This window comes from Blautia sp. St.27G3 (genome assembly GCF_059728505.1).
This window is the reverse complement of sequence record NZ_BAAGFO010000002.1, coordinates 204,929-224,936: the sequence shown is the minus strand read 5'-3', so window position 1 is coordinate 224,936 and position 20,008 is coordinate 204,929. Positions and strand designations below refer to the sequence as shown.

18 protein-coding genes are annotated in these 20,008 nt (G+C 46.3%); all 18 read left to right on the top strand.

All coding sequences use genetic code 11. The features are described 5' to 3' along the window. Nucleotides 1-2 precede the first annotated feature (2 nt). The 18 genes from AC6I2O_RS10685 (at nucleotide 3) to AC6I2O_RS10600 (ending at nucleotide 19,430) form a co-directional block, all read left to right on the top strand. On the top strand, nucleotides 3-719 hold the full coding sequence (locus tag AC6I2O_RS10685) for a pseudouridine synthase (RefSeq protein ID WP_497742632.1): 717 nt from the start codon (nucleotides 3-5) through the stop codon (nucleotides 717-719). 38 nt (nucleotides 720-757) lie between these two features. Next, nucleotides 758-1,435: an HAD family hydrolase gene (locus AC6I2O_RS10680; protein WP_120392309.1), complete on the top strand. Its 678-nt coding sequence runs from the start codon at nucleotides 758-760 to the stop codon at nucleotides 1,433-1,435. Nucleotides 1,436-1,456: 21 nt separating this feature from the next. Continuing rightward, entirely contained in the window at nucleotides 1,457-3,394 is a 1,938-nt protein-coding gene (locus AC6I2O_RS10675) for a YgiQ family radical SAM protein (protein ID WP_120392079.1), read from the top strand. 4 nt (nucleotides 3,395-3,398) lie between these two features. Then, nucleotides 3,399-4,007 carry a hypothetical protein gene (locus AC6I2O_RS10670; protein WP_497742630.1) on the top strand — a complete coding sequence of 203 codons (609 nt, stop codon included), beginning with the start codon at nucleotides 3,399-3,401 and terminating at the stop codon, nucleotides 4,005-4,007. Nucleotides 4,008-4,018: 11 nt separating this feature from the next. Beyond that, on the top strand, nucleotides 4,019-5,047 hold the full coding sequence (locus AC6I2O_RS10665; protein ID WP_120392077.1) for an RluA family pseudouridine synthase: 1,029 nt from the start codon (nucleotides 4,019-4,021) through the stop codon (nucleotides 5,045-5,047). A 15-nt stretch (nucleotides 5,048-5,062) separates the two neighbouring features. After that, nucleotides 5,063-5,602 carry a Holliday junction resolvase RecU gene (locus AC6I2O_RS10660; protein WP_120392076.1) on the top strand — a complete coding sequence of 180 codons (540 nt, stop codon included), beginning with the start codon at nucleotides 5,063-5,065 and terminating at the stop codon, nucleotides 5,600-5,602. A 202-nt stretch (nucleotides 5,603-5,804) separates the two neighbouring features. After that, a complete protein-coding gene (gene hisZ, locus AC6I2O_RS10655) occupies nucleotides 5,805-6,983 on the top strand; it encodes an ATP phosphoribosyltransferase regulatory subunit (RefSeq protein WP_120392075.1) in 1,179 nt (392 codons plus the stop codon). A 20-nt stretch (nucleotides 6,984-7,003) separates the two neighbouring features. Further along, nucleotides 7,004-7,675: an ATP phosphoribosyltransferase gene (gene hisG / locus AC6I2O_RS10650; RefSeq protein WP_120392074.1), complete on the top strand. Its 672-nt coding sequence runs from the start codon at nucleotides 7,004-7,006 to the stop codon at nucleotides 7,673-7,675. Between the two features lie 3 nt (nucleotides 7,676-7,678). Continuing rightward, a complete protein-coding gene (gene hisD, locus AC6I2O_RS10645) occupies nucleotides 7,679-8,983 on the top strand; it encodes a histidinol dehydrogenase (protein ID WP_120392073.1) in 1,305 nt (434 codons plus the stop codon). Nucleotides 8,984-9,004: 21 nt separating this feature from the next. Next, nucleotides 9,005-9,592 (top strand): imidazoleglycerol-phosphate dehydratase HisB, encoded by a 588-nt coding sequence (hisB, locus tag AC6I2O_RS10640; RefSeq protein ID WP_497742629.1) that lies wholly within the window; start codon nucleotides 9,005-9,007, stop codon nucleotides 9,590-9,592. 124 nt (nucleotides 9,593-9,716) lie between these two features. Next, a complete protein-coding gene (hisIE, locus tag AC6I2O_RS10635; RefSeq protein WP_497742628.1) occupies nucleotides 9,717-11,030 on the top strand; it encodes a bifunctional phosphoribosyl-AMP cyclohydrolase/phosphoribosyl-ATP diphosphatase HisIE in 1,314 nt (437 codons plus the stop codon). 16 nt (nucleotides 11,031-11,046) lie between these two features. Further along, complete coding sequence (locus tag AC6I2O_RS10630; protein WP_497742627.1) at nucleotides 11,047-12,684, top strand: SH3 domain-containing protein; 1,638 nt, start codon at nucleotides 11,047-11,049, stop codon at nucleotides 12,682-12,684. A 39-nt stretch (nucleotides 12,685-12,723) separates the two neighbouring features. Beyond that, complete coding sequence (locus AC6I2O_RS10625) at nucleotides 12,724-14,604, top strand: TIGR03960 family B12-binding radical SAM protein (protein WP_120392069.1); 1,881 nt, start codon at nucleotides 12,724-12,726, stop codon at nucleotides 14,602-14,604. A 71-nt stretch (nucleotides 14,605-14,675) separates the two neighbouring features. Then, the gene (locus tag AC6I2O_RS10620; RefSeq protein ID WP_497742626.1) at nucleotides 14,676-15,383 is read left to right on the top strand and encodes a TIGR03936 family radical SAM-associated protein; all 708 of its coding nucleotides are present in this window, start codon (nucleotides 14,676-14,678) and stop codon (nucleotides 15,381-15,383) included. 66 nt (nucleotides 15,384-15,449) lie between these two features. Further along, nucleotides 15,450-16,760, top strand: coding sequence for a ribonuclease E/G (locus AC6I2O_RS10615; RefSeq protein WP_497742625.1), 1,311 nt, complete (start codon nucleotides 15,450-15,452; stop codon nucleotides 16,758-16,760). Between the two features lie 183 nt (nucleotides 16,761-16,943). Continuing rightward, nucleotides 16,944-17,921 (top strand): choloylglycine hydrolase, encoded by a 978-nt coding sequence (bsh, locus tag AC6I2O_RS10610; RefSeq protein ID WP_120392066.1) that lies wholly within the window; start codon nucleotides 16,944-16,946, stop codon nucleotides 17,919-17,921. 167 nt (nucleotides 17,922-18,088) lie between these two features. Further along, the gene (locus AC6I2O_RS10605; RefSeq protein ID WP_135990067.1) at nucleotides 18,089-18,271 is read left to right on the top strand and encodes a helix-turn-helix domain-containing protein; all 183 of its coding nucleotides are present in this window, start codon (nucleotides 18,089-18,091) and stop codon (nucleotides 18,269-18,271) included. 40 nt (nucleotides 18,272-18,311) lie between these two features. Further along, complete coding sequence (locus AC6I2O_RS10600) at nucleotides 18,312-19,430, top strand: hypothetical protein (protein WP_497742624.1); 1,119 nt, start codon at nucleotides 18,312-18,314, stop codon at nucleotides 19,428-19,430. The last annotated feature ends 578 nt before the right edge of the window (nucleotides 19,431-20,008 follow it).

Here is a 20,008-nt window from a genome sequence, read left to right as displayed (position 1 = left end):
CAATGGAAATGATACGTTTGGACAGGTTTCTGACCCAGGCCGGCGTCGGAACAAGAAGTGAGGTAAAAAAGTACCTGAAAAACGGGATGGTGCAGGTAAACGGTGAAACGGTAAAAAAACCGGAACAGAAAATTGATTCGGAAAAAGATCAGATTACATATCAGGGAAAGCTTTTGCAATACGAAAGTTTTGTGGCATTGATGCTTCACAAACCAGGCGGGTGTATTACAGCTACTTCAGACCGCTTGCAGAAAACGGTTCTGGATTATATCGACCATCCGCGTAAGGAAGAGCTGTTTCCGGTGGGGCGGCTTGATATTGATACGGAAGGCCTGGTTATTCTGATGAATGACGGAGACCTGGCCCATCGTATGCTTTCTCCGAAATATCATGTAGAAAAGACGTATTTTGTCCGGGTAAACGGTTCTCTTTCGGAAGAGGATGTGACTGCTTTTGCAGAAGGCATGGAAATCGGGGAAAAGAAACCCACACTGCCTGCACGGCTTCATATTTTAAAATCCGGTGAAATTTCCGAGGCTGAAGTTACCTTGCGTGAAGGAAAATTTCATCAGATCAAGCGGATGTTTGCAGCCCGCGGCGGTCAGGTTTTATATCTGAAGCGGATTTCCATGGCGGGAATTGCGTTGGATGAAGCGCTTGCGCCAGGAATGTGGCGAGAACTGACACAGGATGAAAAAGACAAGCTTCTGCAGCCTTGATGGGGCCAGAAACAGGAGGAGAAAAGATGCTGACAGAAATGTTAACCGGAATAAATGCTGTTATTTTTGACCTGGATGGAACTTTGATGGATTCTATGTGGGTCTGGACTGATATTGATATTGAGTATCTGGGCAGATACGGACAGACGCTTCCGGAGGATTTGCAGGATGACATTGCCGGCATGAGCTTTACCGAGACCGCCGAGTATTTCAAAAAACGTTTTCAGCTTCCAGAGTCACTTGATGAGATCAAAAAAGAATGGAATCGTCTGGCGTATGAGCAGTATGCAAAACATGTCACCTTAAAGTCCGGAGCAGCGGCATTTTTGCAAGAGCTAAGAGCGGCGAAAATCCCTCTTGGGATTGCAAGCAGCAACAGCCGGGAACTGATTACGGCATGCCTGCGTTCCAATCATGTTGCTGATTTTTTTGACAGCATTACGATTTCCTGTGATGTGCCAAAAGGCAAGCCTGCGCCGGATGTTTACCTGCTGGCAGCCAGATCGCTCGGTGTACAGCCACAGGATTGTCTCGTGTTTGAGGATATCCCAGAGGGGATTCTGGCAGGCAAAAATGCGGGAATGAAAGTATGTGCCGTAGAAGATGCTTTTTCGGCCCATCTAAAGCAGGAAATCCGGCGCCTGGCAGATTATTATATCAGATCGTATGATGAAATTGCGGACGGTACATATGAGGCGCTCGCAGAGACTCCCTAAAGACAGATGGAGGAAATAAATATGAACAGAAGATTTCTTCCGACAACTATGGCAGAGCTTCAGAAGCGGGGGATAGAACAGCTTGATTTTGTATATGTGACAGGCGACGCCTATGTAGATCATCCGTCGTTTGGACATGCCGTAATCAGCCGGGTTCTGGAAGCTCATGGCTACACGGTCGGCATTCTGGCACAGCCTGACTGGAAGGACGTGGAGAGTGTAAAAGCGCTTGGAAAACCGCGGCTCGGCTTTTTGGTAACGGCCGGAAACATGGATTCCATGGTAAATCACTATTCTGTGTCGAAAAAACACCGCAAAACAGACGCCTACACGCCTGGCGGCGTCATGGGGCGGCGGCCGGATTACGCAGTCGTTGTATACTGCAATCTGATCCGCCGGGCATATAAGGATGTTCCGATTATTGCAGGCGGGATTGAGGCAAGTCTGCGCCGTCTGGCGCATTATGATTACTGGTCAGATTCTCTGAAGCGTTCTATTTTGATGGACAGCGGAGCAAATCTGATTTCTTACGGTATGGGGGAACGTTCTATTGTAGAGATTGCAGACGCTCTGCGCTCTGGGATGGCAATCTCCGATATCACCTTTGTGGATGGGACCTGTTACCGGACCAAACATCTGGAACAGGTTTATGATTACGTTCTTTTGCCGGATTACGAAGCATTGTGCAGGGAAAAACGAAACTATGCAGAAAGCTTTTACCGGCAATATTGCAGCACAGATCCGTTTACCGGGCAGCGGCTTGTCGAGCCATACGGAACGGTGTATGTGGTACAGAATCCTCCGGCAAAACCACTTACAACACAGGAAATGGACGATGTGTATGACCTGCCATATTGCAGAACGTGGCATCCGATGTATGACGAAGCAGGCGGGATTCCGGCTATATCGGAAGTAAAATTCAGCCTCGTCAGCAATCGTGGCTGTTTTGGTGGCTGCAATTTCTGTGCGCTCACCTTCCATCAGGGGCGTATCATCCAGACACGCAGCCATGCATCCATTCTGCAGGAGGCGGCGGCTATGACGGAAGAACCTGATTTTAAAGGCTATATTCATGACGTAGGAGGGCCTACGGCTAATTTCCGTCAGCCGTCCTGTGAAAAGCAGCTTACCAGGGGCGTCTGCCGGGATCGGCAGTGCCTGTTCCCTTCGCCGTGTAAAAACCTGCGTGCAGACCACAGCGATTATGTGGAGCTTCTGAGAAAGCTCCGTGCGCTTCCGAGAGTAAAAAAAGTATTTATCCGGTCCGGAATTCGGTTTGATTATCTTCTGGCAGACCAGAACGATACATTTTTTCGGGAACTTGTGAAGCATCACATCAGTGGACAGCTCAAAGTTGCGCCGGAGCATGTGGCAGATTCTGTACTTCACACGATGGGGAAACCGCCTCACAGTGTTTATCTTAAATTTACAGAAAAATATCACCGGCTGAACCGGGAATACAAGATGAATCAGTTCCTTGTGCCGTATCTGATGTCTTCACATCCCGGATGCTCTATGAAAGAGGCCGTTCAGCTTGCCTGTTATCTGCGGGAGCTTGGATCTATGCCGGAACAGGTACAAGATTTTTATCCGACGCCATCCACAATCTCAACGTGCATGTATTACACTGGTCTTGACCCGCGCACGATGAAGCCTGTGTATGTGGAAAAGAATCCGCATTATAAGGCGCTTCAGCGCGCGCTGATCCAATACAGAAAGCCTGAAAATTATGCGATGGTCGAAGAAGCACTGAAACTTGCAGGCCGTGAGGATCTGATTGGGTTTGGCCCGAAATGCCTGATTCGACCGCGCAGGCAGCAAAACCAGGAGATACACGTCCCCGGGACAGGACCAAAAGAAAGTGGAACTATGAGAAAGAAACACACTGCACTACCTGAGAAATCGTCCAAAGCCAGAAAGAAAACCATACGAAACGTTCATAAAAAGAAGAAAGGATGACCTCATGAAGAAAGTAAAAAAAGGAACCTTTGGTTATATCAAATACCAGAAAAAGAAAACCTTCCTGATTACGTTTATTCTGTTCCTGATACCGCTGGTTATTTATGTGACCGGATATATACAGACAAAAACAAAGCTGAATCTTTTTACCTTTGTTGCTATTTTGGGCTGTCTTCCTGCCTGCAAATCACTGGTCGGGCTGATTATGATTATGATGCAAAAATCAATAGACACCGCTACCTATGAAGCGGCAAAAAAGGCTAACGGAAATCTGGTATCCGGCTACGAACTGGTATTTACTGCTTATGAGCACACCACGCCGGTCAATGCGCTGCTTGTCTGCGGCGATCAGGTTGTATGCTACACGCCGGATGAAAAAGCAGACACCGCTTACCTGGAAAAGCACATTTCCAAAATTCTGACCATCAATGGCTATCCGTCTGCGCAGGTGAAAGTTATGACAGAATTAAAAAAATATTGCCAGAGGGCATCCGAGATCTGCCAGAAACAGGGACATTATCGGGAAGATATTTCGTTTACACCCGATGAACGATATCCGGATTTATCAAGGGAAGAGCTGATTTATCATACACTGCTCGCGATTTCCCTGTAGGACGGTGGGAAATGAGAGAGATTAAAATCACAGAAAATGAATCTGGCCAGAGACTCGACAAGCTGCTTGGAAAGTATCTCAGGGAGGCTCCGGCAAGCTTTCTGTATAAAATGATGCGAAAGAAAAACATTACGCTGAATGGAAAAAAAGCGCAGGGCAAAGAACTGCTTTGTGTCGGGGATGAGGTGAAACTCTTTCTTTCCGAAGATACCATTGTAAAATTCCAGGGCGTACAGCCTCAGCCGGTAAAATCCTCTACAAAAATGAGAAAAACCGCAGCATTGGAAAGAGCGCACTGCCAGTTGAAGATTATATATGAAGATCAGCATATTGTTCTGATCAACAAACCAGCCGGTATGCTTTCTCAAAAAGCAAAGCCGCAGGACGTTTCACTGGTTGAATATCTGACGGTATATCTTCTGGAAAACGGAAGTATTACCCAGGACGCGCTTCAGCTTTTTCATCCGGCTGTGTGCAACCGTCTGGACCGGAATACCTCCGGACTCGTCATTGCCGGAAAAAGCCTGATTGGATTGCAGACAATGAGCCGCCTCTTAAAAGAGCGTTTGGTGCGCAAATATTACCGGTGTATTGTGAAAGGAACCATGACAGGAGAGCAGCACTTAAAAGGATATCTGACAAAAGACACTGCATCCAATCGTGTCACAATTTCGCAGACGCCGCGCACAGAAGAGGACAAGCCGATTGAGACGCAGTATCGTGTAATCAGTTCCGCACAGGGGCTGACCATGCTGGAAGTGCATCTGATCACAGGACGCAGCCATCAGATTCGCGCGCATCTTGCCTCTATCGGACATCCGATTCTCGGAGATGCCAAATACGGGGATGAAACGCTGAATCGGTTTTACCGGAAAAAATATAATCTTTACGGACAGCTGCTCCATGCCTTCCGCCTTGAGTTTCCTGAAATGGACGGAGCGCTTGGCTATCTGTCCGGTCAGGTTTTTTCCGCAGAGCTGCCGGCTATATATGATATAGTTTATCTGGAATCGAGAAAAATGAATCAAGAAGAAAAGTAAAAACGAGGTACCATTATGGCTACGTGGAATACACGCGGTCTGCGCGGCTCCACGCTGGAAGAGCTGATCAACCGCACGAATGAACTATATCTGGAAAAAGGTCTGGCGCTGATCCAGAAGGTTCCGACTCCAATTACTCCGATTAAAATCGACAAAGACAGCCGCCATATTACGCTGGCTTATTTTGAACAGAAAAGTACCGTGGACTATATCGGTGTGGTCCAGGGAATTCCGGTTTGTTTTGATGCAAAAGAATGTACGATTGATACGTTTGCTTTGCAGAATATCCATCCGCATCAGGTTGAGTTTATGACACAGTTTGAAAAGCAGGGTGGAATCGCATTTCTGATTCTTTTTTTTAGCATGCGAAATGAGCTTTTTTATCTGCCGTACCGGCACATGATGCGATTCTGGAACAGGGCGCAGGAGGGCGGACGCAAAAGCTTTCGTTATATGGAGCTCGATCAGGATTACTATATCCATCCCCAGGGAGGCATTCTGGTACCGTATCTGGAAACGCTCCAGAGAGATCTTGACGAGCGGGATGAGCCGTAAATATTATTGCTTGACATTACAGGAGCTATCTCTTATAATTTGTTCAATGTTTTTGTATGGTAGCGAATTATCACTGCGAAGTGATAAAGTATTAGCGATACATATAAAAACAAGAAATAGAAAAGAAGAACACGCATACAGAACTGTTTTTAACTGTGATTCTTGCTATAAGACAGTCCTGCCGGAAAGGAAGAATTTGTTTATGCAGAAAATTTTACATACACCGGAAGGTGTCCGTGATATTTACAGCGCAGAGTGCGAGCAGAAGCTTGCGTTGCAGCAAAAGCTCCATACAGTGATCAAGTCGTATGGTTATCGTGACATTGAGACTCCGACGTTTGAATATTTTGACGTATTCAGCAAAGAGATTGGTACGATTCCCTCCAGGGAGCTGTACAAATTTTTTGACCGCGAGGGAGAAACTCTGGTACTGCGTCCTGATTTTACGCCATCTGTGGCGCGGGCTGCAGCCAAATATTTTCTCAACGAAAATATGGCGATACGTCTCACCTACCTTGGAAATACCTTTGTCAACAATTCCAGTTATCAGGGGCGTTTAAAAGAGACGACTCAGATCGGCGGAGAGCTGATCGGGGATAAAAGCGCAGATGCAGACGCTGAGGTGATCGCGCTTGTTGTTCAGATGCTCCTGTCAGCAGGCCTTCAGGAGTTTCAGATCAGCATCGGCCATGTCGGATTTTTCCAGGCGCTCGTATCGGAAGCAGGATTTTCGGCAAGTCTGACGGATGAGCTGAAAGAACTGATTACAAATAAAAATACCTTTGGCGTCCAGAAGCTTTTATCCGGCCAGAATATAAGTGAACAGCAAAAGACGGCATTTTCTTCCCTGACCGGTCTTTTTGGAACAGAAGATGCCCTTGCGCGGGCAGAGGAGCTGACAGACTGCGCAGGCGCACTCGATGCAATTTGTTATCTGCGCAGTATCTGGGAGACGCTTAAGCTATACGGAGTATCCAAATACGTTTCGTTTGATCTCGGAATGCTGAGCCGCTATATGTATTACACCGGAATCATTTTCAGAGGCTATACCTTTGGCACCGGAGATGCCGTGATCAAGGGCGGACGATATGACGGACTCCTCGGACATTTCGGAAAGCATGCGCCGGCTGTCGGTTTTGTGGCTGTTGTAGATCAGTTACTCAGCGCGCTCTCAAGACAGAATGTGGAGCAGGACATTGCCGGAAGTCACTGTATGATAATCTACGAAAATGAAAAGCAGGCAGAAGCGATCGCCAAAGCATCGCAGCTTCGCCAAAAAGGAATTGATGTAGAACTGGTGCGTGTATCGGCAGAACGCAGCAGAACGGACTGCAGGGCTTATGCCAAAGCACAAAACTGTACGCTCGTTGTAGAATTGTAATAGGCAAAGGAGTCAGAACTATGAGCAGTGAAGGAAATAACAATCCAAGATATTTGACATTTGCCCTTACAAAAGGGCGTCTAGCAAAAAAGACAATGGAACTGTTCGAACAGATCGGCATTTCCTGTGAAGAAATGAAAGATCCGGATTCCCGGAAACTGATTTTTGTGAATGAAGAATTAAAATTGAAGTTTTTCCTCTCCAAAGGTCCGGACGTACCGACTTATGTGGAATATGGAGCAGCAGATATCGGAATAGTGGGACGCGACACCATCCAGGAGGAAGGCAGAAAAATATACGAGGTTCTGGATCTTGGTTTTGGCAGATGCCGGATGTGCGTATGCGGGCCGGAATCTGCGCGTGAAAAGCTGCGCGGTCAGGAACTCATCCGCGTGGCAACTAAATATCCGCATATTGCAAAGGATTATTTTTACAATCAGAAAAATCAGACCGTGGAGATCATCAAGCTGAATGGTTCGATTGAGCTCGCACCCATTGTTGGGCTTTCGGAGGTCATTGTGGATATAGTAGAGACAGGCTCTACTTTAAAAGAAAACGGACTTGTGGTATTAGAAGAAATCTGCCCGCTCTCCGCGCGCGTTGTCGTGAATCCGGTCAGCATGCGGATGGAAAATGAACGAATCACCGGTCTTTTGTCAAAATTAAACCGTGTGATTGCACAGGAGGAATAAGTCATGAAAGTTGTCCGGTTAACCGATGAGACAAAAAAGAACATTCTGGACCAGCTTCTGAAGAGAAGCCCTGCGAATTACCAGGGATTTGAAGCGCGTGTAAATACGATTCTCCAAAACGTAAGAGAACAGGGCGATGAAGCAGTTTTTGCCTATACAAAGCAGTTTGACGGTATTACGGTTACAGCAGAAACGGTGCGCGTGACGGAGGAAGAAATCGAGGAAGCGTATCGAAACGTAGACCAGACGCTGCTGGAGACAATACGCAAGGCGCTTGTCAATATCCGCAGCTACCACGAGAAGCAGAAAAAATGCAGCTGGTTTGACAGTTCGGAGAACGGAACCATGTTGGGACAGAAAATTACGCCCCTTGCAACGGTTGGTGTTTACGTTCCGGGAGGAAAAGCAGTGTATCCGTCTTCTGTTTTGATGAATGTTGTGCCCGCAAAAGTAGCCGGTGTGGAGCGCATTGTGATGACTACGCCGCCAGGTCAGGACGGAAAGGTACCGGCATCCACGCTTGTTGCGGCACACGAAGCCGGTGTGGATGAGATTTATAAAGTAGGAGGGGCGCAGGCCATTGCAGCGCTGGCATACGGCACAGAGAGTATTCCGAAAGCAGACAAGATTACAGGCCCCGGAAATATTTATGTGGCGCTGGCAAAAAAGGCAGTCTATGGAAATGTCAGCATAGATTCCGTTGCAGGACCGAGTGAGATCCTGGTACTGGCAGATGAAACGGCAAATCCGCGTTACGTTGCCGCCGACCTGCTTTCACAGGCAGAGCATGATGAGATGGCTTCCGCAATTCTTATAACAACCAGCGAACAGGTTGCAAAGCAAGTTTCCGAGGAGATTGACGGATTTTTGAAAACGCTTTCCAGAGCGGAAATTATCCGGAAATCGCTGGATCAGTACGGGTTTATTTTACTGGCAGACAGCCTTGCGGATGCGATTGACGCTGTGAATGAAATTGCATCGGAGCATTTGGAGATTGTAACAAAAGATGCATTCCAGGTCATGACAAAAATCCGCAATGCAGGAGCGATTTTTATCGGAGAATACAGCAGCGAACCGCTTGGAGACTATTTTGCCGGGCCGAATCATATACTTCCAACAAACGGTACGGCCAAATTTTTCTCACCGCTTTCCGTCGATGATTTTGTAAAGAAATCCAGCATTGTGTATTATTCACGCGAGGCCCTGAAGCCGATTCATAAAGATATCATTGCATTTGCCGAGGCAGAGCAGCTGACCGCACACGCAAATTCCATCAGGGTTCGTTTCGAAGAAGAGGCGGAATCATAGCAATCAGAGCAGGAGGATCATATGGAACGGAGTTCTGAAATAGTAAGAAATACAAAAGAAACACAGATTTCAGTTCGGTTGAATCTGGACGGAAGCGGGCAGTATCAGATTCAGACCGGTATCGGCTTTTTTGATCATATGCTGGAGGGATTTGCCCGTCATGGGTTGTTTGATCTGGAAATAAAAGTCAGCGGCGATCTGCATGTAGACTGTCATCATACGATCGAGGACACCGGAATTGTGCTTGGCCAGGCAATCCGGGAGGCTGTGGGGGACAAAAAAGGAATCCGGCGTTACGGCAGCAAACTTCTTCCCATGGACGAAGTTCTTGTGCTGTGCGCGCTCGACCTTGGCGGCCGCCCATATTATCGTTCCGATGCCGTATTTCCGTCAGAACGAATCGGGTCCATGGATACGGAAATGGTTCGTGAATTTTTTTATGCCGTTTCCTATTCCGCTGCAATGAATCTCCATTTTAAAATGCTGGAGAACGGGAACAGCCATCACATGGCGGAGGGCATGTTTAAAGCCTTTGCCAAGGCGCTTGATGAGGCTGTAAGTTTTGATACGCGCATTACAGACGTCCTTTCGACAAAAGGAATTATTTAGGGAAGATTTTTGGGAATAGATGTGGTATAGTAAAGCTATACCATAAAAAGTATATCTGAAACAAAATATTTGGATGCAATCAAGAATAGGATGGCATAAATAGAAAGAGTGCAGGGAGAACAGCATGAGCTATAAAGAATTGCTGGTACCGCTTTATCTGAAAAACAAAAAAGCGGTGACTGGCCTGAAAGATCATACCATGATAGAAGACGGAGATGCACTGCGCCTGGCGGCAGCTTATGACAATGCCGGCGCAGACGGGCTGCTCGTTTTTGATCTGTCACAAGGAGACAGTGAACACGAAGAAAATATTGCGCTGATGAAAGAAATTGCAAGGACTGTGGATATTCCGTTGTATGGAGGGGGAAATATCCGCCGGATGGAGGATGTAAAAAAACTGCTTTATGCCGGCTGTCGGAAAGTGTTCCTGAATTTTGCAAAAGAAGAAAACGTTCGGTTGGCACACGAAGTGTCCAGCCGTTTTGGTGTGGAAAAGATTCTGGCATGCACAAGAACCAAGGAAGCACTTTTGGAGGCTGTCGCCCATACTACGGTTCTGGGAGGCATTGTTATGCTGGAGGCTCTTGCACTCGATACAATTCTTATGGATCAGCTGACAGAGCAGGAAACAGATCATCTATTTACCGTATACTATATAAAGGAAGCGTATACAGAAGCGTCATTGAAGCGTATTCTTGCACTTCCGCAGATATCCGGGCTCGGCCTTTCTGATTTTATGCACACGGAAACGCTTCCGGATCTTATGTCAATGAAACATGCGCTACGCGTTGCAGACATCCCGGTGAACACGTTTGAGGCGTCTCTTTCCTGGTCAGATATCAAGACCGGAACGGACGGACTGCTTCCTGTCGTTGTTCAGGATTATAAGACGCAGGAGGTTTTGATGGTTGCCTATATGAATCAGCAAGCATTTGAAACGACTGTACGAACAGGGCGCATGACCTACTGGAGCCGGAGCCGCAGTGAATTATGGGTAAAGGGGCTTACTTCCGGGCATTTCCAGTATGTGAAAGAACTCAGCATCGACTGCGACCAGGATACGCTGCTCGCCAAGGTATTTCAGGTGGGTGCGGCTTGCCATACCGGAAACCGCAGTTGTTTTTACCGGACAATTTTGAAAAAAGAATTCGACGATACAAATCCGCTTAAAGTATTTGAAGAGGTATTTCAGGTAATTCTTGACCGTAAGGTTCATCCAAAAGAAGGTTCCTATACAAATTATCTCTTTGAAAAAGGAATTGACAAGATTCTGAAAAAAGTAGGAGAAGAGGCAACGGAAATTATTATTGCAGCTAAAAATCCAGATCCCGAGGAGATCAAGTATGAAATTTCTGATTTCCTTTATCATATAATGGTTCTGATGGCAGAGCGCGGCGTATCCTGGGAGGATATCACACAGGAGCTTGCTCGCAGATAAAAAGGAGGGAACCTCTATGAGACTGAAAAAAGCGGCAGCATGTTTACTTAGCGTTCTTTTGACCGTCACGTCCTGTACTGTTTTCACACAGGCTGCTTTTGAGCCGGGCGTGGAAGCGGCTTACAACACAGCTGTGCAGGGGCAGGATGCTCTTGATGGTCTGGATGTAGTACTGAAAGAAAAAACAGTTTCTTCCAGCACAAACATCTCTGCAAACAAAACGGTGAATCTGAAAGTTTCCGGTATGAAAGGCAGTTCTTTGAAAGCGGAAATTCAGGTAGATACGGATGAGGGTACGACAAAAAGCTATTATCAGAATGGATATTACTATACGACTGTTTCCGGTAAGGAACAAAAACGTGAAATGGACCGTACTGCCATCTGGGATATGATCAATTCAGAGATTTATATGAATATGACGAGTAATTATCTGCGGATGCTGTATTCTGAGACGGCCCCTGACGGCAATGTCACCTATTATTTTGCAGCAACAGCAGAAACACTCGGCGACTATTCCAAACGGCTTCTTGAAGGTTCCGGCGGAAGCCAGGGAATCGTGATTGACGGGTTGCAGGGCTCCATGCAGACAAATGCACAGGGAAATGTAATCCGGAGAACCATTCAGATGATCTATACGGTCATGAATGGCGATAATCAGGAAACATTTATGGTTCAGACAGAAGCACAGTTCAGACAGAATGGTCAGGCGGTTTCCGTTGAGCTTCCGGATCTTTCTTCCTATCAGAAGATACAGCCCGAGAAGCCTGTTGCAACAATTACTCCTTTGCAACGTACTATTTATGTGACAGCTGACGTTAATGTCCGGGCGGCAGGAAGCCTGAGCGCTGTGATTTTGGGCGGTCTTACGGCAGGAAGTGGTGTGACAGAGACAGGGTATACGAGTGACGGCTGGATTCAGATACAGTATAACGGCGCTACCGGATATATCTGGGGCGATTATACCAGTACCCGTAAGCCGGTACGCACTTCTGACGGAAGCGGTACCATGTACGCAACGGCTGCGGTCAATGTCCGCGATACGTATTCTTCGGACGGACTGATTCTTGGTACGCTGCAAAAAGGACAGGGGATTGAGATCACTGGTATGACAGACAATAACTGGATTCGCGTGAAGTACAACGGACACATCGGGTACGTTTATGCAGACTATCTGTCCTGGTCAGAGCCGGTTTCTGATACGTATGTGGAGAACGGCTATCTGACCGGAATCGTGACAGATGCGTCCTTTGGCACACTTACCATCCAGCGGGATGATGGCCTTGGTACTGCAATTTTCAATACAACTTATGCTGTTATGAATTTGAAAGATACCATCTATACCGGCGACTGGATAGAGGTTTACTACACAGGGGCCGGTGTGCCCTACACAGCTTCCCTGATCAGAAACAACACGATTCACGATGACGCTGACGAAGCACGTTCTGTATCAGTGGAAGGCGTCATTGTATCATGCACCCCGTCTGTGCTTGAGCTGAGCGGTTCTGATGGACTTTACCGCACGTTCTTCATAGAAAATACGGACATGGAGATGGGAGACAACCTTTCTGAGGGCCAGGTAGTAACTGTCACGTGGATGTCCCGTACGAATGGCGCAGAGACAAGAAACATTGAGGCGCTGCGGATTAAGGGGTAATTATACTGCAAAATTGCAACTTGCAAAAGGAAACGGAATATGAGAAAACTAGCATTAAGTGATGAAATTTTACTGTCTGTGGAAAAGCCTGCCCGCTATATTGGCGGGGAGGTAAATTCCGTTATGAAAGACAAAGACAAGATAGCCATTCGTTTTGCGATGTGCTTTCCGGACGTTTATGAAATTGGGATGTCGCACCTCGGCATCCAGATTCTTTATGATATGTTCAACCGCAGAGAGGATGTCTGGTGTGAACGCGTCTATTCTCCGTGGGTAGATCTGGATAAAGTAATGCGGGAGAAAAAAATCCCGCTGTTTGCGCTTGAATCTCAGGACCCGATAAAAGACTTTGATTTTCTGGGAATCACACTTCAATACGAAATGTGTTACACCAATGTTCTACAAATTCTTGATCTGGCGCAAATCCCGCTTCTGGCTGCGGAGCGCGGCGAGGAATATCCTCTGGTCATCGGCGGCGGGCCATGTGCATACAATCCGGAGCCTTTGGCTGAATTTTTTGATCTGTTTTATATTGGCGAAGGCGAAACCGTCTATGACGCACTTCTTGATCTGTATCAGACAAGCCGGAAAGCCGGGGAAACGCGGAACGATTTCCTGAAAAAAGCTGCACAGATTCCAGGCATCTATGTGCCGTCGCTGTATGAGGTGACTTACAAAGAAGATGGTACCATCGGTTCTTTTGAGCCAAAGGTTCCTGGAATTCCTGCTGTGATCAAAAAGCAGGCTGTGACAGAACTGACACAGGCTCCCTATCCGGAGGCTCCTGTAGTACCGTTTATCAAGGTCACGCAGGACCGTGTGGTTCTGGAAATCCAGCGCGGCTGTATCCGTGGCTGTCGGTTCTGTCAGGCAGGGATGCTATACCGTCCGACGCGGGAACGTACATTAGAAGTCCTGAAAGAGCATGCATACCAGATGTTGAAAAGCACAGGCCATGAGGAAATTTCCCTGAGTTCCTTAAGCTCCAGCGACTATAGTGATCTGCCGGGAATTGTGAATTTCCTGATCGACGAGTTCCGTGATCAGAATATCAATATCTCCCTTCCGTCACTCCGAATTGATGCATTTTCCCTGGACGTTATGAGCAAAGTGCAGGATGTCCGGAAAAGCAGTCTGACTTTCGCACCGGAAGCGGGTTCTCAGAGGCTGCGCAACGTCATCAATAAAGGGCTCACAGAGGAAGTGATTTTGGATGGCGCCGATAAAGCGTTCCATGGCGGTTGGAATAAGGTCAAGCTGTATTTTATGCTCGGACTGCCAACGGAAACAGAAGAGGACCGGAAAGCGATTGCACATCTGGCAAATGCGATTGCAGTAAAATACTATGAAATTCCAAAAGAGGAACGGAACGGAAAGTGTCAGATCACAGTAAGCACATCGTTCTTTGTCCCGAAACCATTCACCCCCTTCCAGTGGGCGCAGATGCATCAGCCGGGAGATTACCTCGGCTTTGCCAAAACAGTGAACCACGAGATCAAAGAGATGCTGAATCAGAAAAGCATTCGCTATAACTGGCACCAGGCAGACGTGACTCTGCTCGAGGGAGTATTCGCAAGAGGAGACCGCAAAATTTCCAGCGTGATTCTGGAAGCGTACCGCCAGGGCGCACTGTACGATGCGTGGACCGAATACTGGAATTATGACAGGTGGCTTCAGGCTTTTGAAACCTGCGGCATCCAGATGGATTTTTATACGGTGAGAAAACGGGAACTTGATGAAATATTCCCGTGGGATTTCATTGATATTGGAGTGACAAAAACATTTTTGAAAAAAGAATGGCAGACCGCCCATCAGGAACTGGTAACGCCGAACTGCCGTATGCAGTGTTCAGGCTGCGGAGCCGGAACGTATCAGACTGGTATCTGCATAGAAACAAAGACGGGCAGCGCTACATTTTAATAAAAATATATTTTGCACACTTCTGCGATCTAAAAAACGGAACAGAAAATCCTTGGAAAGGGAACTCTGAGATGAAAGTAAGAATCAAATTTTCAAAATATGGCATTATGAAATTCATCGGTCATCTGGACGTTATGCGTTATTTTCAGAAAGCAATCCGAAGGGCCGGAATTGACATTGTATATACGGAAGGACTTAGCCCCCATATGGTCATGTCATTTGCTTCGCCTTTGGGAGTCGGTTTGACAAGCGACGGCGAATATATGGATATTGAAATCAAAACGCCGATTTCTTCCTCAGAAGCGATCGACGCATTGAACCGCGTCGGTGTAGAAGGAATCCGTGTAACCGGCTTTTACCAGATACCGGAAGGAAAAGCCAGCAAAGCCATGACACTGGTGGCAGCGGCTGACTATGAACTGCGTTTCCGAAAGGGGCATGAGCCTCGCATGGACTGGCAGTCTGATATCTCGCATTTTTTTGCTCAAAAATCTATTTTAGTGATGAAAAAAACAAAAAAATCTGAAAAAGAAGTGGACATTCGGCCTATGATTTATCAGATGTCGGTAAATAGCGGAACTGTGTTTATGAAGCTTGCTTCTGGCAGCACTGCAAACCTGAAGCCGGAGCTGGTCATGGATACCTATCTGCAAACGCTTGGCATCGTTCCTGAACCGTTCGCATACGAAATTCACCGATGCGAAGTATATGCAGATATTGGCCCGGAGGGAAGACCAAAACAGACAGCGCTTGGTGCGCTTGGAACAGAAATCAAATAATGAGAACCAGGAAATTCCGTCGTCTGGCAACGTCGTACAATTTACCATAAAATGGAGAAAAAATATATGAAACAGTATCTGATTACCCGGATGCAGGGCGGCGTATTTTCATTTTTGCTGCATGGCCAAAAAACAGTTGAAATCCACTGTGACCCGGATGCAACGGCTGGGCTTCTCGGCAATATTTATATCGGGAGAATCAAAAATATAGCAAAAAATATCGGGGCAGTTTTCATTGAAATTGCACCAGGGCAGGTTTGTCATCTGGCGCTCAAGGATATGCAATCTCCCATTTATACAAAAAAAGGAGCCTCCCGTCTGCCACAGGCCGGAGATGAGCTTTTGGTTCAGGTATCCCGTGAAGGAATTAAGACAAAGTATCCGTCCGTATCAACCAATCTGACGTTCCATGGAAAATATGTACTTCTGACTACCGGGAATACGGCAATATCCGTATCGGCAAAGCTGCCGGGAGAACGCAGGGAACAGCTTCGGAATTTCGTGGAATACTGGGAAAACAACAAAACCGTCTTGCATCTTCAAGGAGCAGGGTACGATGACGGATCACCATATTCCGAGCTGGAACACAGTGGCACATCGCAACATTCTGAGCTGGAAAATTCAGAACACCAGCGCAGACCATTCGGTTGGCTTGTCCGGACGAATGCAGGTTCCGCCTCTGAACGGGAAATTGTGGCAGAACTTACAGCTTTGCGGGAGCGTTATGAAACACTCCTGTCTCAGGCAAAATTTCGCACTTGTTTTTCCTGTCTCTCCAGTACACCTCCTTCCTACCTTTCCAGACTGGCTGATCTCTACGATTCTGATGCAGAGCAGATTCTGACAGACAATGAAAAGCTGTATTCGGAAATCAGTGAATATCTCACCCACCATCAGCCAGGGGATTTGGGCAGACTGGTACGGTATGAGGACCGCATGCTTCCGATGCAGAAACTGTATTCGCTCGAACACCGCCTGGAGCAGGCACTGCGCGAAAAAGTCTGGCTGGACAGCGGCGGATATCTTGTGATTCAGCCAACCGAGGCTTTGACCGTAATTGACGTGAATACGGGGAAATTTGAGGGCGGGAAAAAAACAGAGGATGCTTTTTTAAAAATCAATCTTCAGGCAGCCATAGAAATTGCACGACAGCTCCGACTGCGAAATATCAGCGGAATTATAATTATTGATTTTATTAATATGAAAGAAGAGACTTCTAAAAAGACGCTTCTTTCTCTGCTGGAAAATGAACTCAGAAAAGATCCGATTCCAACCTGTCTTGTCGATATGACAAAACTGTCCCTGGTAGAAATTACACGGAAGAAAAAAGAAAAATCTCTGGCACAGTGTTGCCGTGAATGTGCGGTTCCAAAATAGAAATTTTTATGAAGATATCCGAATCCATTTGTGCGATATCTTCATATTTTATTAATTATTTTACTGATTTTGCATATACTGATACCAGTAGGAAAAAATTCTGTTTCAGACAGGGAAAAAATACCGAAGTTGTGGTGCGTTGAAAAGCCATCTGCCGTACATAGCATTTACAGGAGGTATTTTATGTGTACAAGTCTTACATTGCAAACAGGACATTTCTATTTTGGCCGAAATCTTGATCTCGAATATTCATTTAATGAACGGGTTGTCATTACGCCGCGACATTTTCCGTTTGTCTTTCGCAAAGCAGGTGTTCTGCACAGTCATTATGCAATGATTGGTATGGCTTCTGTTATTGACGGTTATCCTTTATACGCAGATGCCATGAATGAAAAGGGCGTCTGTATTGCAGGTTTGAACTTTCCAGACAATGCTTACTATCCGAAAAAAGAAGAACCTTTTAAAAATAATATTTCTCCATTTGAGCTGGCCCCCTGGCTGCTCGGGCGTTGCAGCAGTGTAGCTGAAATTCGCGAACAAATCAAAGAGATGCATCTGATTGACATACCGTTTCGGGAAGATATTCCCCTGTCACCGCTGCACTGGCATATCGCAGACCGGAACGATTCTATTGTATTGGAATGTACCAAGGATGGGATGCAGGTTTATGAAAACCCGGTCGGCGTTATGACAAATAATCCGCCTTTCGGTTTTCAAATGCTCAATCTCCGTCAATATCTTGCCATCAGCTCCGGATATCCGGAAAATTGTTTCAGTACTGCACTCGATTTGTGCCCGTTTGGACAGGGGTTTGGTGGAATCGGTCTGCCTGGAGACTTTTCTCCGGCTTCCCGTTTTGTCAAAGCGGCCTTTCTGAAAATGAATTCTTCCTGCGAAAGTGATGAAGAGAGCAGTGTCGCACAATTTTTTCATATTTTAGACAATGTATCTATGGTGCGGGGCAGTGTTTATAATCAGGACAAAAAATGTCTTACAACAACTTATTCCTGCTGTATGGATTGTGATGAAGGCATCAATTACTACAAAACATACTATAACAATCAAATCAATGCAGTATGTCTGCGTTGGGTTGACCTTGATCAGAGCTGCCTTCTCGAATATCCTCTGGAAAAAACGCAGCAGATTGCATGGAGAAATTAAAAAATCCTGTTGTTTCTGGTTCATTGTAAAATAAGATGCGACAAGGGAAATATACTCTAAAGCATCTTATTTTTAACAGAAAATAAGAGAGTGCTACAAGAGAATTAAAAAACTCTTGTGGGCACTCTTTTTTTATTTCACCAAAACTAGAAAGGAGATAAAGGGGCATGAGGAAAGGAAATAGACGGCTGAACTTCACGGACCGCCAGACCATTGAGAGGATGCACGCAGCAGGGGTAAAGGTTTCTGCTATTGCGGATGAAGTGGGAGTGCATAGGGCAACTATCTACAATGAATTGAAACGTGGTGGGGAGCCTTACCGGGCAGAGGTAGCACAGAAAGCATTATAGGCCAGGCGGCAGCAGGGCAGAAAGTGAGGAACTTAATAGAATGAACGAAGCAGAACGGGAAAGAGAGTTCGAGGAATTTAAAGAAAAAAAGAAACTGAAAAAGGCACAGATGACGGCCATGCAGAATTTACCCTACAACATAAAGGTTAGGCGTGCGGAAATCCGGGCACATGAATTTATTTCAACTTTGGACGGCATGGGGTTGGAAGCCCATGTGTCAGTTGGCGGCCTGGATAGTATTACACTTTTATATTTTTTACGGTCAATCGGTATAAATGTTCCGGCCATATCCGTTTCGAGCCTGGAAGATAAGAGCATCCAAAAAATCCATAAGGAAATAGGGGTCATTTCGTTAAGTCCAGGGAAAAGCAAAACACAGATTCTTAATGAGTTTGGATTTCCAGTAATTAGTAAAAGGATAGCCGGGAAGATTGAAACATTGCAGCATCCAACGGAGAAAAATAAAACGGTCCGCCATGCAATAATAACCGGGGAATGTGGGGCACAAGGACATTTCGCAAAGAACAGCCGTATGAAATTACCTCAAAAGTGGCTTGAATTATTTGCAGGATATGAGAATGAAAATGAGGACGTAAACTATAAGATTGCCCCGTTTCTTGTATCAAATAAATGCTGCCTTTACATGAAAGAACAGCCTTGTGATAAATGGGCCAAGGAACACAATAGCAAGCCATTCCTGGGACTTATGGCATCAGAGGGCGGACAACGTGAGGATGCACTTGTGGAGCATGGATGTAATTATTTTGGAAAAAATGTCATCCGTTCCGCACCATTCGCCCCATTTTTAAGGCAAGACCTTTTACAGCTTGCCATTGACTTGAAAGTGCCAGTGCCGGAAATATACGGAAGTATTGAAAGAAAGGCAGATGGAACCCTTTACACAACAAAGGCACAACGTACCGGGTGCAGTATGTGCGGATTTGGGGTACATATGGAAAAACGGCCACATAGATTTGACTTGCTAAGGGCACGGAATCCCAAAGAGTGGGATTTCTGGATGTATAGATGTTGCACAGACCCTAAGACGGGGGGGGGGAAGTTCGGATGGGGCCGTGTACTGGACTACATAGGAGTGGAATGGGAAGATGAATACTTCCCGGAGCCGGAGCAGATGACAATTTTAGATTTTATGGAATAAGCACCACCCAGGGCGGCATCCATACCGCCCGGCAACTAAAACGGCCATGCTGACCGTGGGCGGCGTGAGGGTCCAAAGCCCCTACAAACTGTTGATGGGTTGCACTGGTGCAAAAAGTACCTACCAGGGAAGCGTACACGCCTATTCTTCCAAGGTAGGCCGGGAACTAGAAAACCATGCCACGCCCCGGTGAAGTTATCCGGCGTTTAAAAGGTTGTACGATAACACCCGGTATATTGCAAGTAGTCATCCTATAAAGCCGTAGGGCGTGATACGGACGGATGGCCGCTTGCGGTATGCGAAAACCAGAAAGGAGCGGTAAACGTGGCGGATAAAATCAGATGTAAAGATTGTGAGCATTGCAAAGATTTTAGAAAAGTAGGCAATACAAGAGCGAGTTTTTCATGTGAACATCCAAACCAGAAATATATTTTGAATTATTTCAATGAACATAGAATACAGAAAATGCCGGGATTTCTAGGATATGGCAAACCGTATTCGAGAGAAGTTCCCATAAAAACATCCCCGGCGTGGTGCCCAAAGAAAAAGAAAGAGGGCAGGAAATAGCCGCTTACATC

Excerpts from the sequence above, each read along its gene's own strand:
- AC6I2O_RS10685 (WP_497742632.1), top strand. The coding sequence starts at position 3 with ATGGAAATGATACGTTTGGACAGGTTTCTGACCCAGGCCGGCGTCGGA.
- AC6I2O_RS10680 (WP_120392309.1), top strand. The coding sequence starts at position 758 with ATGTTAACCGGAATAAATGCTGTTATTTTTGACCTGGATGGAACTTTG.
- AC6I2O_RS10675 (WP_120392079.1), top strand. The coding sequence starts at position 1,457 with ATGAACAGAAGATTTCTTCCGACAACTATGGCAGAGCTTCAGAAGCGG.
- AC6I2O_RS10670 (WP_497742630.1), top strand. The coding sequence starts at position 3,399 with ATGAAGAAAGTAAAAAAAGGAACCTTTGGTTATATCAAATACCAGAAA.
- AC6I2O_RS10665 (WP_120392077.1), top strand. The coding sequence starts at position 4,019 with ATGAGAGAGATTAAAATCACAGAAAATGAATCTGGCCAGAGACTCGAC.
- AC6I2O_RS10660 (WP_120392076.1), top strand. The coding sequence starts at position 5,063 with ATGGCTACGTGGAATACACGCGGTCTGCGCGGCTCCACGCTGGAAGAG.
- hisZ (WP_120392075.1), top strand. The coding sequence starts at position 5,805 with ATGCAGAAAATTTTACATACACCGGAAGGTGTCCGTGATATTTACAGC.
- hisG (WP_120392074.1), top strand. The coding sequence starts at position 7,004 with ATGAGCAGTGAAGGAAATAACAATCCAAGATATTTGACATTTGCCCTT.
- hisD (WP_120392073.1), top strand. The coding sequence starts at position 7,679 with ATGAAAGTTGTCCGGTTAACCGATGAGACAAAAAAGAACATTCTGGAC.
- hisB (WP_497742629.1), top strand. The coding sequence starts at position 9,005 with ATGGAACGGAGTTCTGAAATAGTAAGAAATACAAAAGAAACACAGATT.
- hisIE (WP_497742628.1), top strand. The coding sequence starts at position 9,717 with ATGAGCTATAAAGAATTGCTGGTACCGCTTTATCTGAAAAACAAAAAA.
- AC6I2O_RS10630 (WP_497742627.1), top strand. The coding sequence starts at position 11,047 with ATGAGACTGAAAAAAGCGGCAGCATGTTTACTTAGCGTTCTTTTGACC.
- AC6I2O_RS10625 (WP_120392069.1), top strand. The coding sequence starts at position 12,724 with ATGAGAAAACTAGCATTAAGTGATGAAATTTTACTGTCTGTGGAAAAG.
- AC6I2O_RS10620 (WP_497742626.1), top strand. The coding sequence starts at position 14,676 with ATGAAAGTAAGAATCAAATTTTCAAAATATGGCATTATGAAATTCATC.
- AC6I2O_RS10615 (WP_497742625.1), top strand. The coding sequence starts at position 15,450 with ATGAAACAGTATCTGATTACCCGGATGCAGGGCGGCGTATTTTCATTT.
- bsh (WP_120392066.1), top strand. The coding sequence starts at position 16,944 with ATGTGTACAAGTCTTACATTGCAAACAGGACATTTCTATTTTGGCCGA.
- AC6I2O_RS10605 (WP_135990067.1), top strand. The coding sequence starts at position 18,089 with ATGAGGAAAGGAAATAGACGGCTGAACTTCACGGACCGCCAGACCATT.
- AC6I2O_RS10600 (WP_497742624.1), top strand. The coding sequence starts at position 18,312 with ATGAACGAAGCAGAACGGGAAAGAGAGTTCGAGGAATTTAAAGAAAAA.